This window comes from Pseudomonas sp. FSO-7 (genome assembly GCF_059579345.1).
In genome coordinates, this window is the sequence record NZ_CM184193.1 from 5417613 (window position 1) to 5431628 (window position 14016).

At 61.8% G+C, this 14016-nt stretch carries 14 protein-coding genes and 1 other RNA gene; 4 read left to right on the forward strand and 11 right to left on the reverse strand.

The window, feature by feature from the left end; genetic code table 11:
* Nucleotides 1-2 precede the first annotated feature (2 nt).
* The 9 genes from mraY to rsmI all read right to left on the reverse strand — a co-directional run bounded on the left by mraY (nt 3) and on the right by rsmI (nt 8945).
* Entirely contained in the window at nt 3-1085 is a 1083-nt protein-coding gene (gene mraY / locus AC515T_RS23615) for a phospho-N-acetylmuramoyl-pentapeptide-transferase (protein ID WP_053124966.1), read from the reverse strand.
* The gene (locus tag AC515T_RS23620) at nt 1085-2452 is read right to left on the reverse strand and encodes a UDP-N-acetylmuramoyl-tripeptide--D-alanyl-D-alanine ligase (RefSeq protein ID WP_496530233.1); all 1368 of its coding nucleotides are present in this window, start codon (nt 2450-2452) and stop codon (nt 1085-1087) included. The genes mraY and AC515T_RS23620 overlap by 1 nt, the downstream gene beginning before the upstream one ends.
* Nucleotides 2445-3908, reverse strand: a complete 1464-nt coding sequence (locus tag AC515T_RS23625; RefSeq protein ID WP_496530234.1) for a UDP-N-acetylmuramoyl-L-alanyl-D-glutamate--2,6-diaminopimelate ligase — start codon at nt 3906-3908, stop codon at nt 2445-2447. The genes AC515T_RS23620 and AC515T_RS23625 overlap by 8 nt, the downstream gene beginning before the upstream one ends.
* The gene (locus AC515T_RS23630) at nt 3908-5647 is read right to left on the reverse strand and encodes a peptidoglycan D,D-transpeptidase FtsI family protein (protein ID WP_496533186.1); all 1740 of its coding nucleotides are present in this window, start codon (nt 5645-5647) and stop codon (nt 3908-3910) included. The genes AC515T_RS23625 and AC515T_RS23630 overlap by 1 nt, the downstream gene beginning before the upstream one ends.
* The gene (gene ftsL, locus AC515T_RS23635; protein WP_003178214.1) at nt 5647-5940 is read right to left on the reverse strand and encodes a cell division protein FtsL; all 294 of its coding nucleotides are present in this window, start codon (nt 5938-5940) and stop codon (nt 5647-5649) included. The genes AC515T_RS23630 and ftsL overlap by 1 nt, the downstream gene beginning before the upstream one ends.
* Entirely contained in the window at nt 5937-6884 is a 948-nt protein-coding gene (gene rsmH / locus AC515T_RS23640) for a 16S rRNA (cytosine(1402)-N(4))-methyltransferase RsmH (RefSeq protein ID WP_496530235.1), read from the reverse strand. The genes ftsL and rsmH overlap by 4 nt, the downstream gene beginning before the upstream one ends.
* Entirely contained in the window at nt 6881-7336 is a 456-nt protein-coding gene (mraZ, locus tag AC515T_RS23645) for a division/cell wall cluster transcriptional repressor MraZ (RefSeq protein ID WP_003205355.1), read from the reverse strand. Before mraZ ends, rsmH begins: the two co-directional genes overlap by 4 nt.
* 308 nt (nt 7337-7644) lie before the next feature.
* Nucleotides 7645-7998, reverse strand: an RNA gene (gene rnpB / locus AC515T_RS23650) — RNase P RNA component class A.
* Nucleotides 7999-8072: 74 nt separating this feature from the next.
* The gene (gene rsmI / locus AC515T_RS23655) at nt 8073-8945 is read right to left on the reverse strand and encodes a 16S rRNA (cytidine(1402)-2'-O)-methyltransferase (RefSeq protein ID WP_496530236.1); all 873 of its coding nucleotides are present in this window, start codon (nt 8943-8945) and stop codon (nt 8073-8075) included.
* Between the two features lie 230 nt (nt 8946-9175).
* On the opposite strand from rsmI, the gene AC515T_RS23660 reads away from it, so the two are divergent.
* The 4 genes from AC515T_RS23660 (at nt 9176) to AC515T_RS23675 (ending at nt 12619) form a co-directional block, all read left to right on the forward strand.
* Nucleotides 9176-10987, forward strand: coding sequence for a penicillin-binding protein activator (locus AC515T_RS23660; protein ID WP_496530237.1), 1812 nt, complete (start codon nt 9176-9178; stop codon nt 10985-10987).
* The gene (locus AC515T_RS23665; RefSeq protein ID WP_060740748.1) at nt 10987-11349 is read left to right on the forward strand and encodes a YraN family protein; all 363 of its coding nucleotides are present in this window, start codon (nt 10987-10989) and stop codon (nt 11347-11349) included. The genes AC515T_RS23660 and AC515T_RS23665 overlap by 1 nt, the downstream gene beginning before the upstream one ends.
* Before the next feature lie 101 nt (nt 11350-11450).
* Entirely contained in the window at nt 11451-12044 is a 594-nt protein-coding gene (locus AC515T_RS23670) for a phosphoheptose isomerase (protein ID WP_007928463.1), read from the forward strand.
* Entirely contained in the window at nt 12041-12619 is a 579-nt protein-coding gene (locus AC515T_RS23675) for a BON domain-containing protein (RefSeq protein WP_496530238.1), read from the forward strand. The genes AC515T_RS23670 and AC515T_RS23675 overlap by 4 nt, the downstream gene beginning before the upstream one ends.
* A 227-nt stretch (nt 12620-12846) precedes the next feature.
* Here AC515T_RS23675 and AC515T_RS23680 read toward each other — a convergent pair whose 3' ends face one another.
* Both AC515T_RS23680 and AC515T_RS23685 read right to left on the reverse strand, forming a co-directional pair.
* Nucleotides 12847-13260 carry a ClpXP protease specificity-enhancing factor gene (locus AC515T_RS23680; RefSeq protein WP_003205360.1) on the reverse strand — a complete coding sequence of 138 codons (414 nt, stop codon included), beginning with the start codon at nt 13258-13260 and terminating at the stop codon, nt 12847-12849.
* A 16-nt stretch (nt 13261-13276) separates the two neighbouring features.
* Nucleotides 13277-13894, reverse strand: coding sequence for a glutathione S-transferase N-terminal domain-containing protein (locus AC515T_RS23685; RefSeq protein WP_003178195.1), 618 nt, complete (start codon nt 13892-13894; stop codon nt 13277-13279).
* Nucleotides 13895-14016 lie beyond the last annotated feature (122 nt).

Sequence of the window (14016 nt, forward strand, 5' to 3'; positions counted from 1 at the left end):
TTCTACCTCAGCTTCAGGGTGGCAAGGCCGATCAGCACCAGAATCACGGTGATGATCCAGAAACGGACGATCACACGCGGCTCGGGCCAGCCCTTGAGTTCAAAGTGGTGGTGGATCGGCGCCATGCGGAATACGCGGCGGCCGGTCAATTTAAAGGAAGCAACCTGAATGACGACTGACAGGGTCTCCATCACGAACACACCGCCCATGATGAACAGGACGATTTCCTGGCGAACGATGACGGCGATGGTGCCCAGGGCCGCGCCCAGCGCCAACGCGCCAACGTCGCCCATGAAGACTTGCGCCGGGTAGGTGTTGAACCACAGGAAACCCAGGCCGGCACCGATCAGCGCACCGCAGAACACGATCAGCTCGCCCGCCCCCGGCACATAAGGGATCAGCAGGTATTCGGCGAATTTCACGTTACCCGACAGGTAGCAGAAGATCCCCAGCGCGCCGCCGACCATGACCGTCGGCATGATCGCCAGGCCGTCGAGGCCGTCGGTGAGGTTGACCGCGTTGCTCGAACCGACGATCACCAGATAGGTCAGCACGATGAAACCTGCGCCCAGCGGGATGCTGTAGTCCTTGAGCATCGGCAGGATCAGGGTGGTCTCCACTGGCGAGGCGGCGGTCATATAAAGGAAGATCGCCGCGCCGAGGCCGAACACCGACTGCCAGAAATACTTCCAGCGGCTTGGCAGCCCGCGGGAGTTTTTCTCGATGACCTTGCGGTAGTCGTCGACCCAGCCGATAGCGCCGAAGAACAAGGTCACCAGCAACACGACCCAGACGTAACGGTTCGCCAGGTCGGCCCAGAGCAAGGTGCTGATGCCGATGGACGACAGGATCAGCGCGCCGCCCATGGTTGGCGTACCGGATTTGGACAGGTGCGATTGCGGACCGTCGTTACGGACCGACTGGCCGATCTGCAGGTTCTGCAGGGTGCGGATCATCCACGGGCCCAGGAACAGCGACAATGACAACGCGGTCAGCACACCCAGGATCCCGCGCAGGGTCAGGTACTGGAAGACCGCGAAGCCTTTGTGGAACTGTTGCAGGTACTCCGCTAGCAGCAGCAGCATTAATGTTTCTCCGTGGTGGTGCCGCACAGCGCGGCGACGATGTTTTCCATCGCTGCGCTGCGTGAACCCTTGATCAATAAGGTGGTGTTCGGGTCCTGCTCGGCGCCCAGGGCCTGGATCAGTTCGGCTTGAGTGGTGAAATGCCGCGCGTGTTCGCCAAACGCGGCGACCGCATGGGCCATCATCGGGCCGACCGCATACAGCGCATCGACCTTGCCGCGTGCATAGGCACCGACGTCGTGATGCCCCTGTTGCGCCCATTCGCCCAATTCACCGATATCCCCCAGCACCAGCACGGTACGGCCGGAGAAACCGGCGAGGATGTCCACGGCCGCGCACATGGACGACGGGTTGGCGTTGTAGGTGTCGTCGATCACGCGCATGCCGTTGTTGGCCAGTTGCGCGACGGAGCGCCCCTTGACCGGCTGCACGGCGTTCAATCCGGCGACGATGCCCGGCAGCGACACGCCCAGGGCATGGGCGGCAGCCGCCGCGGCCAGGGCGTTGGCAACGTTATGGGTGCCCAGCAGGTTCAACTGGACCCGCTCGGCGCCATCCGGGCCATGCAGGTTGAAGGCCGGGCAGCCGCGGGCATCCCGGTCCAGGTCGCTGGCGTAGAAATTCGCGGCGAGGTTGCTCAAGGCAAACGTCAGCACCTTGCGCTCGCCCGCCCGGGTCTTCCAGATTTCGAAAGCTTTGTCATCGAGATTCAGCACGGCGACGCCATTGGCATCCAGCCCTTCGATGATCTCGCCCTTGGCCTCGACGATTTTATCCGGGCCGCCGAACTCGCCGACGTGGGCGGTCCCGGCGTTGTTGAGCACCGCCACATGAGGCTTGGTCATGGCCACGGTGTAGGCAATCTCGCCGAGCCGCGAAGCCCCCAGTTCGATGACGGCGGCGCTGTGTTCCGGCGCCAGTTCCAGCAAGGTCAGCGGCACGCCGAGGTCGTTGTTCAGGTTGCCACGGGTCGCCAGCACCAGACCGCGGGTGCGCAGGATGCTGGCAAGCATTTCCTTGACCGTGGTCTTGCCGCTGGAGCCGGTGATGGCCGCGACCGGGTTGCCATACGCCGCACGGTTCAGCGCACCGAGCTGGCCCAGGGCCTGGCGAGTGTCGTTGACGAGTAATTGCGGCAACGTACTGTTGCTCACTTCCCGCTCGACCAGGGCCGCGACCGCACCTTTGCCCGCGACCTCGTTCAAGTAATCATGGCCATCGAAACGCGGCCCGGCCAGGGCGACGAACAATTGCCCCGGCGCAATCGCCCGGCTGTCGATGCTGACACCGTCGAAGCTGGCGTCCGCGCCAATGAGGCGCGCATTCAGGGCGTTGGTCAGTTCGCTGAGTTTCAGGGCCTTAAGCATGGGCCACCTCCCACGCGGTCAGGGCGTGATCGGCTTCCACCAGATCGGAGAAAGCCTGGCGTTCGCCGTTGATTTCCTGATAGTCCTCGTGGCCCTTGCCGGCCAGGACGATGACATCGTCCGCCGAGGCGCTGGCGATCAGCTGGGCGATGGCCTGGCCGCGACCGGCGACGAAGGTGACGTTATCCACAGCGGTAAAACCGGCGCGGATGTCGTCGAAAATCCGCTGCGGATCTTCACTGCGCGGGTTGTCGTCGGTGACCAGCACACCGTCAGCCAGCCGCTCCACAACTTCGGCCATCAGCGGGCGCTTGCCGCGATCACGATCGCCACCGCAGCCGAACAGGCACAGCAACTTGCCCTTGGCGTGAGGACGCAGGGCCGTGAGGACTTTTTCCAACGCGTCGGGGGTATGGGCGTAATCGACCACCACCAACGGTTGAGCCCCACCGCCCAGGCGCTGCATGCGCCCGGCTGGCCCTTCCAGTTTTGGCAACACCTTGAGAATTTCGTCCAGCGCGTAGTCCAGGCCGAGCAAGGCGCCGATGGCCGCCAATACGTTGCTCAGGTTGAAGCGACCCAGCAAGGTGCTGCGCAGATGGTGCTCGCCCTGGGGCGTGACCAGCGTGGCACGCACACCTTCGTCGTCGAACTGCGCCTGACGTATATAAAGGTAGGCACTGGTATCTTCCAGGCTATAGGTGATCAACCGGGATTCGCGCTTGTCGGCGGCCAGTTGCCGACCGAATTCGTCATCGAGGTTGATGACCCGGCACTTCAAATCATTCCAGGCAAACAGCTTGGCCTTGGCTTCGCCGTAGGCCTGCATGGTGCCGTGGTAATCCAGGTGGTCCCGGGACAGGTTGGTCAATACCGCTACATCGAATGCCAGCGCCGTCACACGCCCCTGGTCCAGGCCATGGGACGAGACTTCCATCGCAACGGCCTTGGCACCGGCCTTCTTCAGGTCCGCCAGGGTCGCTTGCACGGCAATCGGGTTCGGCGTGGTGTGCAGGCCGCTTTCCAGCGCGCCATGAAAACCGTTGCCCAAGGTACCGATAATGCCGCAATGCTGGCCGAGCAGGTCCAATGCCTGGGCCACCAGTTGGGTCACGCTGGTCTTGCCGTTTGTCCCCGTCACGCCCACCAGGTTCAGGTGACGGCTCGGGTCGCCATAAAAACGCCCGGCGATGTCCGACAGCTGCGCCGCCAGGCCCTTGACCGGGATCAATGGCACATCAGTGATTGGCAGCACCGTGGCGCCTTGCACTTCATAAGCCACGGCAGCCGCGCCACGCTTCAGGGCGTCGGCGATATGGTCGCGACCATCGACACGGGCGCCCGGCACCGCCAGGAACAAGTCCCCGGCACGTACATTGCGGCTGTCCAGGGCCAATTCACGAATCAGCAGATCGTGACCGGCGTGGGCGAAAATCTTGTTCAGGCTCAGGGACATCAGCCACGCCCTCCTTCGGCTTTCAAGGGAACGACCGGTGCGCTATTGGCCTGCTGGGTCGGCGGCAGGTTATCCGGAGTAATGTTCATCAGGCGCAGGGTGCCGGACATCACTTTGCTGAATACCGGTGCCGAGACCAGGCCACCGAAGTAGCCCGCCTTGCTCGGTTCGTCGATGACCACGACGATGGCGTAGCGCGGGTCGCTCATCGGGCCGAAACCGGCAAACAGCGAACGGTAGGAATTCTCGGCATAGCCTTTGGTGCCCACGGAGGTTTTACGGGCCGTACCCGATTTGCCTGCCACGTGGTAGGCCGGCACCTGGGCGCGATAGACGCCGCGCGGCGCCTCGATCACCTGTTGCAGCATGCCCTGCATGGTCTTGGCGACGTTTTCCGGGATCACCTGGGTGGCCTGCGGCGCCTTGTCGGTCTTGATCAGGGTCAGCGGCGCCATGCGCCCATTGTTCGCCAGTGCGGAAAACGCGTGGACCAGCTGGATCGCAGTCACGGAAACACCGTAGCCGTAGGACAACGTGGCGGTTTCAGCCTTGCGCCAGTCACGATAGTTCGGCAGGTTGCCGACACGCTCCCCCGGGAAGCCCAGACCGGTGTCCTGGCCGAGGCCGATTTTCTGGGCCAGGCGATAGATCGTTTCGCCGCCGATATCGAAGGCGATCTTGCTCATGCCGACGTTACTGGAGTTGATCAGGATGCCGGTCAGGTCGAGCACCGGGCCTTCGGTCTTGGACACGTCGCGGATGGTGTACTTGCCGATCTGCAGGGTACCCGGGTACACCTCGACGGTGTCGCTCGGCTTCCAGCGCCCGGTTTCCAGGGCGGCGGCCATGGACACGGCCTTCATGGTCGAACCCGGCTCGAACACGTCGATCATCGCACGGTTGCGCATCATCGCCGGTTGCAGGTTGCGACGGTTGTTCGGGTTGTAGGTCGGCTGGTTGACCATCGCCAGGATCTCGCCGGTCTTCACGTCCATGATCACCAGGCTGCCGGCCTTGGCACCGTTCTCGACGATGGCATTGCGCAGCTCGCGGTTAGCCAGGTATTGCAGGCGCAGGTCAATGGACAACGCCAAGGGCTTGCCGGCCTTGGCGTTTTTGGTGACTTGGACATCCTTGATCAGCCGGCCGCGCCGGTCCTTGATGACCTGGCGCTTGCCGGCGACCCCGGCGAGCCATTCGTCATAGGCCAGTTCGACACCCTCCCGCCCTCGATCATCGATGTCGGTGAACCCGACCATATGGGCGGTGACTTCACCGGCCGGGTAGAAACGCCGGAACTCTTCGATGCCGTAGACACCGGGTACTTTCAAGTCGAGCACGCTCTGGCCCTGCTCGGGCGTCAACCCGCGCACCAGATAAATGAATTCTTTGTTGGCCTGGGCTTCGAGGCGCTCGGCCAGCGCCTTGGGATCCTGCCCGAGGGCGGCGGCGAGTGCCGGCCACTTTTCCTTGGCCTGCTGCATTTCCTTGGCATTGGCCCACAGGGTGGTCACCGGGGTACTCACGGCCAGGGGTTCACCATTGCGGTCGGTGATCAGGCCACGGTGAGCCGGGATCGGAATATGCCGCACACTGCGGGCATCGCCCTGCCCCTTGAGGAAGTCACGGTCGACGACCTGCAGGTCGATGATGCGCCACGAAATCGCCGCCACCATGATCCCGAGCAAGCCCAGGACCAGACGAAACCGCCACGGAAACAGCGCCCCTTCGAGTTTCATCATGGCGCCACCATCTGCACTTCGGCGGCACCGGGAATGCGCATTTTCAACTGTTCGGTGGCCAAGACTTCGATGCGGCTATGGGCCGTCCAGGTGCTCTGCTCCAGGATCAACCGGCCCCACTCGGCCTGCGCCTTGTCGCGCACGCTGAGTTCATTATAAAGGGTATTGAGCAACTGCCGGTTCCAGTGCGCGCTATAGGACACGGCGATGGCCGACACGAGCACGCCGATAAACAGCAGCAGCATGAAAAAGCTGCCGCCGGGCAGGGGCTTGGCGAAGAGCTTGCTCACCGCAACTTCTCCGCGACGCGCATGACGGCGCTACGGGCGCGTGGGTTGGCTTTGAGTTCGGCTTCGGAAGCGAACTGCGCTTTGCCATGGATCTTGATTTTCGGCACGAAGGCTTCGAAACGCACCGGCAGGTTGCGCGGCAGGTTATCGGCTTCACCCTTGGTGAGCTTGCGCATGAACAGCTTGACGATGCGGTCTTCCAGGGAATGGAAGCTGATCACCACCAGGCGACCGCCGATCTCCAGCGCTTCAAGCGCCGCTTCGAGACCCACTTCCAGATCGCCCAGTTCGTTATTGACGTGGATACGCAAGCCCTGGAATGCCCGGGTCGCCGGGTTCTTGCCCTTTTCCCAGGCCGGATTGGCCACTTTCAGCACCTCGGCCAAGTCGCCGGTGCGCTCGAAGGGCTTGATGTCGCGGCGCTCGACCACGGCGCGGGCCATGCGACCGGAGAAACGTTCTTCACCGTATTCCTTGAAGACACGGGCGATTTCTTCCACCGGGGCAGTGTTGACGAATTCGGCGGCGCTGATCCCACGGGACGGGTCCATGCGCATGTCCAGCGGGCCGTCATTGAGGAAACTGAAGCCGCGTTCCGGGTCGTCCAGTTGTGGCGACGACACGCCCAGATCGAGCAGCACGCCACTGACCTTGCCGGCCAAGCCGCGCTCGGCGACTTCCGCGCCCAGCTCGGCAAAGCTGCGCTGCACAACGACAAAGCGGCCGTCTTCGGCCGCCAGCGCTTGCCCGGTGGCAATCGCTTGAGGATCCTTGTCGAACCCCAGCAACCGGCCGCCCGGACCGAGCTGGCTGAGAATCAACCGGCTGTGTCCGCCACGCCCGAACGTGCCGTCCAGATAGCAGCCATCAGGACGTACGGCGAGAGCCTCGACGGCTTCGTCAAGCAGTACGGTGATGTGGTTAAAGCCGCTATCAATAGTCACAGGATCAAATCACGCAGTTCATCAGGCATGGCGCCCGGTTGTTGAATAGCAGCGAGGTCAGCGGCAGAAACCGCATTCCAGGCATCTTCGTCCCACAGTTGGAACTTGTTCAGTTGGCCCACCAGCATCGCGCGCTTGTCCAGCTTCGCGTACTCGCGCAGGCGCGGCGGCACCAGGAAACGACCACTGCCGTCGAGCTCGAGGTCGACGGCGTTACCGATCAGCAAGCGCTGCAGACGGCGGTTTTCTTCACGCAACGAAGGCAGTGCGCGCAGTTTGGTTTCGATGATTTCCCACTCATCCAGAGGGTAAACACACAAACATGGGTCAACGGCGTCGATCGTGACGATTAACTGCCCCGAACTTCGCGAAACGAGCTCGTCACGATACCGGCTGGGCATGGCGAGCCGGCCTTTTGCATCGAGACTGATAGCGTTAGCTCCGCGAAACACGTCAGCGTTTCTCCACTTTTTGGCGTTTTACCTTCAAAAAAACCCACTTCATGCCACTTTCCGCCACTTGCGCACACTATAGGAATGCGCCCACCGCACCGTCAAGGCGCGTAATGAAGGAAAAGCCTTATAGATCGGAGATTTAGGAGCGTTTCAGGAGGGGTAACAAGAATCTGACGTAGGAAAATTCGCCCCAACATGAGGCAGCACAGGGAACTGCGCGCACAAGTTAAAGTGATTTATTAAGAGTAAGATTTTTTTGGTATTAGGAACTGCGTCTGCCAGTGATTCCGGCAGGAAGGGAAAAGGTGGAGAGTCGATCTGTAAGCCGGGTTCTGTCTTGAACAGTCATTCGTCTACGATGGCCATCACTGGACATCTTTAGCAACCTACCCGGTCCCAGCGCGGGCCACGCCTTGGGACCCTATTTGGTCTTGCTCCAAGTGGGGTTTACCTAGCCACGAACTGTTGCCAGCCGTGCGGTGCGCTCTTACCGCACCTTTTCACCCTTACCGGCGCCGAAACGCTTAGGCGGTTATTTTCTGTGGCACTTTCCGTAGGCTCACGCCTCCCAGGCATTACCTGGCACTTCGCCCTATGGAGCCCGGACTTTCCTCCCCCCCCTAATTCTCATAGAGGGCAGCGACTGTCCGATCGACTCTCCGCCGCGAAGGTTAACGGTAGAGCGCTTGAAGAACAAGCGCTAAAAGCCCCGGGCCAGCACCGTGTCCCGGTTTCACTGGTCTTTCTGTTTTTCCAGCGCGACTTGATACAGCACATTCTTGCGCTCGCCGGTGATCTGTGCCGCAAGGGCCGCGGCGCGCTTGAGAGGCATTTCCTCGAGCAGCAGGTTCAGGACGCGCATCGCCTCGCTGCTGACGGCGTCCTCGCTTTGCGGCGGCGTCCAGCCCGCCACCAGCACGACGCACTCGCCGCGTTGCTGGTTACTGTCGCTTTCGACGAAGGCACGCAGCTCCGCCAACGGCAAGCCCTTGAGAGTCTCAAAGGTCTTGGTCAACTCCCGGGCCAGCAGGGCCTGGCGCTCGGGGCCGAACACCAGCTCCATGTCTTGCAGGCACTCCAGGATGCGGTGCGGCGCCTCATAGAAGATCAGCGTGCGCGGTTCTTCCTTTATAGCTTCCAGGCGCGCCCGCCGCCCCACCGCCTTGGCCGGCAGGAAACCTTCGAAGATGAAACGGTCCGACGGCAGGCCTGCCGCCGACAGCGCCGCGATCAATGCGCAAGCCCCCGGCACCGGTACCACGCTGATACCGGCCGCCCGGGCCTGGCGCACCAGATGATAGCCGGGGTCGGAAATCAACGGCGTACCCGCATCGGAAATCAGCGCGACGTTATCGCCCGCCAACAGCCGGGTAATGAAACGACTGCCCTCGTCCCGCTCATTGTGCTCATGACAGGCCGCCAACGGCGTGGAGATGCCGAAATGTTGCAGCAGGCGCTGGGAGTGGCGCGTGTCTTCAGCCGCGATCAGCGCAACCTCCTGCAGGATTTTCAGCGCCCGGGCACTGATATCGTCCAGGTTGCCGATGGGCGTCGCCACCACATAAAGCGAGCCGGCAGCGGAATTCAAAGCACCTGGAGCAGTCAAAACGCGCACCTCATGATCGTAAAAACCGCCATTGTAGCGTGTGCCAGCCATCTCGGTTGTTCACATCAGCCATTGTGGTGAGTGTCACCACCTGAGTGAGTAGCGTCTTTTGTGCTGCGCAGCACCCTTTGAAATACCTAAATTGATCGATTCACACCACTAACATCGCGCCCCGGCCAGTGCTTGGGTACAATTCGACGCTAATTTGATCTCGTATCAGGAACACTTACATGATCGCTTGCCTGCGGCTGCTCTCCGCCCTCTGCCTCGCTGCCCTCCTGGCGGCCTGCGCCAGCTCGCCCTCGTCCAGCCTTGGCGAACTTCCACGGACCCCGGATGCCAGTATCGAGCAGTTGCTCGAACAGGCCGCCCAAAGCAAAACCCCGGAAAAAGCCGCCCTGCTGCGCCTGAGCGCTGCAGACCTGGCCTACCGCCAGGGCAATGCCGGCCAGTCCGCACAGATCTTGCAGCAAGTGCCGATGGAACAACTCAAGCCCGGCCAGCAGATTTTCGCCAGCACGCTGTCGGCGGAACTGGCGATGACCCGTAACCAGCCCAAGGCCGCGCTGACTGCCCTGAGCCATCCAAGCTTGCAACACCTGAGCGAAATGCCGGTGGAGCAGCAGGTCCGCACGGGTACCGTCCGCGCCCGTGCCCTCGAGGCCGATGGCCAGACCCTGGCCGCCGCCAAGGAGCGCATCTTCATCGCGCCCCTGCTGGAGAACGACGCCGCGGCAAAAAACCACGAAGCCATCTGGGCGCTGATCGCCTCGCTGCCCACCGACCAGTTGCAGCCTGCCTCCAACGACGACCTCGGCGGCTGGCTGAGCCTGGCCCAGGCCGTCAAGACCGCTGGCACCCTGGAACAGCAGCAGGCGGCCATCGACCACTGGCGCGAACAGAACCCGAAGCACCCTGCCGCCCTGCAACTGCCGACGCCCCTGGTCAAGCTCAAGGAACTGGCCAGCCAGCCACTGAGCAAGATCGCCCTGCTGCTGCCCCAGAGTGGCCAGTTGGCCGCGGTTGCCAAGGCCTTGCGCGAGGGCTTCATGGCCGCGCACTACCAGGCCCAGCAGGCCGGACAGACGCCGCCAAGCATCCAGTTCTATGACAGCGCCAGCCTGACCTCCATGGACGAGTTCTATCGCAAGGCCCAGGCCGATGGCGTGCAACTGGTCATCGGGCCGCTGGAAAAACCCCTGGTCAAACAGATCAGCACCCGCCCGCAATTGCCTATCACCACCCTGGCGCTGAACTACAGCGAAGGCGAACAAGGGCCACCGCAACTGTTCCAGTTCGGCCTGGCCCCCGAGGATGAAGCTCGCGAAGTGTCCCGTCGCGCCCGCGCCGATGGCCTGCACCGCGCCGCCGCCATGGTACCGAAAGGCGAATGGGGCGACCGCGTACTGAAGGCCTTCAGCCAGGACTGGCAGGCCAACGGCGGCACCATCGTCACGATCGAACGTGTTGACCAGCCGGTCCAACTGGCCCAGCAGATCGCCGACATGTTCCAACTGCGCCAGAGTGAAGGTCGCGCCAAGAGCCTGCAAAGCACCGTTGGCACCACGGTCGCAGCCCAGCCGTCCCGTCGCCAGGACATCGAGTTCATCTTCCTGGCCTCGACACCGCAGCAGGCCCAGCAGATCAAGCCGACCCTGAACTTCCAGTACGCCGGCGACGTGCCGGTCTACGCGACGTCCTCGGTGTTCAGCGCCAGCGGCGACCAGAATCAGTACAACGACATGAGCGGCATCCGCTTCTGCGAAACCCCGTGGTTGCTCGATGCCAATGACCCACTGCGCAAGCAGGTCACCGCGCAGTGGCCCCAAGCGGGTGGCAGCCTGGGTCGGTTGTACGCGATGGGCGCGGATGCCTATCGCCTGGCGCCGCGCCTGGGCCAGCTCAAGACCTTGCCGGACAGCCGCATCGAAGGCCTGTCGGGCAGCCTGGCCGTGTCTCCCACCCAGCGCGTACAGCGTCAACTGCCATGGGCCGAGTTCGTCAACGGCCAAGTGCAGCGCCTGCCGGACACCCAGCGCTGATGCCTGACCGATCACGCCAGCAAAGCGGACGGGATGCCGAGGGCCAGGCCCTCGCGCATCTTCAGCAACACGGCCTGCGGCTGGTGGCGCAGAACTGGTTGTGCAAACGCGGCGAGCTTGATCTGGTCATGCTTGACGGCGATACAGTAGTATTCGTCGAAGTCCGCTACAGAAAAAATACCCAATGGGGTGGCGCGCTCGACAGCATTGACGAGCGCAAGCGCCAGAAGCTGGTGTTCGCCGCGCAGTATTTCCTGCAACGCGAATCTCGCTGGGCCGATTACCCCTGCCGCTTCGACGTGGTTGCCATCGACAGCAACGCCGCCCAGTTGAACTGGCTGCAGAACGCCTTCGACAGTTGAGCGCCATGCCGAGCCGGACACCTTCACCTAACTTTTTTGCTCTTTGCTTTGCGCGCCGCACATGTTTGTGCCCATAAGCCGCGCTACTTAAGGTCACACAGATGGACATGCAATCGCGAATTCGCCAGCTTTTTCAGGCCAGTATCGACACCAAGCAACAGGCGATGGACGTACTTGCACCGCACATCGAGCAAGCCAGCCAAGTGATGGTCAACGCCTTGCTCAACGAGGGCAAGATGCTTTCGTGCGGCAATGGCGGCTCGGCCGGCGACGCCCAGCACTTCTCCTCGGAGCTGCTCAACCGCTTCGAGCGCGAACGCCCGAGCCTGCCGGCGATCGCCCTGACCACCGACAGCTCGACGATCACCTCGATCGCCAACGACTACAGCTACAACGAAGTCTTCTCCAAACAGATCCGCGCCCTGGGCCAACCCGGCGATGTGTTGCTGGCGATTTCCACCAGCGGCAACTCGGCGAATATTATTCAAGCGATCCAGGCCGCACATGATCGCGAAATGATTGTCGTAGCATTGACCGGTCGTGACGGCGGCGGCATGGCGTCACTGCTATTGCCCGAAGACGTCGAGATCCGCGTACCGGCCAATGTCACCGCACGTATCCAGGAAGTCCACCTGCTGGCGATCCACTGCCTTTGCGACTTGATCGACAGCCAACTGTTCGGGAGTGAAGAATGACCCCTAATCGCCTAGGCCTTCTGGCCCTGACCCTATGCCTCGGCATCAGCGGCTGCACATCGGTGGTTAACGCCAGCCGGGAAAAGCCGATTGAAGACGACCGCGGCACCCGCACCTTCGGCAGCAAGATCGACGACTCCCTGATTGAAACCAAGGTCGGCGTGAACATCGCCAAGGCCGACCCGGACCTGGACAACAACTCGCACATCGTCGTTACCAGCTTCAACGGCGTCGTGCTGTTGGCCGGCCAGACCCCGCGTGCCGACCTCAAGGCCAAGGCCGAGCTGGAAGCCAGCGCCGTGCAGCGGGTCAAGACCGTGCACAACGAGCTGCAGGTCCTGCAACCTTCCTCGCTGCTGGCACGCCAGAATGACGCCTGGCTGACCACCAAGATCAAGACCCAGATGCTCACCGACGCCAGCATTCCTGGTTCGCGCATCAAGGTCGTGACCGAGAACGGCATTGTCTATCTGCTGGGCTTGTTGACCAAGAAAGAGGCCGCGCAGGCGACCAACTTGGTACAGGGTGTGTCCGGGGTGCAGAAAATCGTCAAGTTGTTTGAGTACATTGACTGATACTTCAGTTATCCAAGAAAAACGGCGCTTCTTCAGAGATGGAAAGCGCCGTTTTTTTGGGCTTCGTTTTTTGGTGTCGGCGTGTATATCCGTTACCGCAGCAACGGATATACACACAAACCATGACACCACAAAAAAATGCCCGCATCTCACGACACAGGCATTTTCCTAACCAAGCTGCCAGGCTTTCACCCAGTCCATGACCGGATAGCCTTTAGCACAACCCGCTATTTCACCACTTTCAGACTCGGCCGCCCGCTAGGACGCGGCGGTTCGTCATCCGGTGGCGGCAGGTCATCATCCGGTTCGAACTCTTCTTCACCGTCCAGCGGCGCTTCCAGCTCAAACACCATGCCCTGGCCATTCTCCCGGGCATAAATCCCCAGGATCGCAGCAATAGGCACGTACAAGGTGTGTGGCACACCACCGAAGCGCCCTTCAAAGCTGACGGCGTCATTATCCATATGCAGGTGACGCACAGCGGCTGGCGACACGTTCAGGACAATCTGCCCATCATTGGCAAAACCCTGCGGCACCTGCACCGACGGAAACTCGGCATTGACCAGCATGTGCGGGGTGCAATCATTGTCCACAATCCACTCGTAGAGCGCGCGGACCAGATAAGGTCGACTGGAGTTCATAGCGGCTCCCTAAGCCTTAGCGCATGTCGCGTTCGACGCCAGACAGACTCGCCTGGAATGCCTCACGCGCAAATTGGCGCTCCATATAATCAAGCAGCGGCTTGGCAGGCCGCGGCAGTTCGATACCCAGAATCGGCAAACGCCAGAGTATGGGCAATAGGCAGCAATCCACCAGACTTTGTTCCTCACTGAGGAAAAACGGCTTGTCGACGAACAGCGGCGATACGCCCGTCAGGCTTTCACGCAATTCCTTGCGCGCCACGACCCGCGCCGGCTCCTTGGTCCGGGAATCCAGGATCAGATCCACCAACCCGCACCAGTCACGCTGGATGCGATGGATCAGCAAACGACTATTGGCACGCGCGACAGGATAAACCGGCAGTAAAGGTGGATGCGGATAACGCTCATCCAGGTATTCCATCACCACGGTCGACTCCCACAACGCCAGGTCACGATCGACCAGCGTGGGCAGGCTGCCGTAAGGGTTCACTTCGATCAGCTTCGGCGGCTGACGACCCGCTTCGACGTAAATGATCTCGGCGCTGACACCCTTCTCTGCCAGTACGATGCGTACCCGGTGGGAATAGTGGTCGGCGGGGTCGGAGTAACAGGCCAACCGATTGGTCACGCCCATGGCGATCCTCCTCGCTTGTTGAAATTATCGAAAAACGGAAAAACGAGCGCGCCCAGAGGGCGTCTCCCGTAACACCTGGCGGGCCAGGCTCGTTACATGTCTAGAGACGCCCTTGGGCGCGC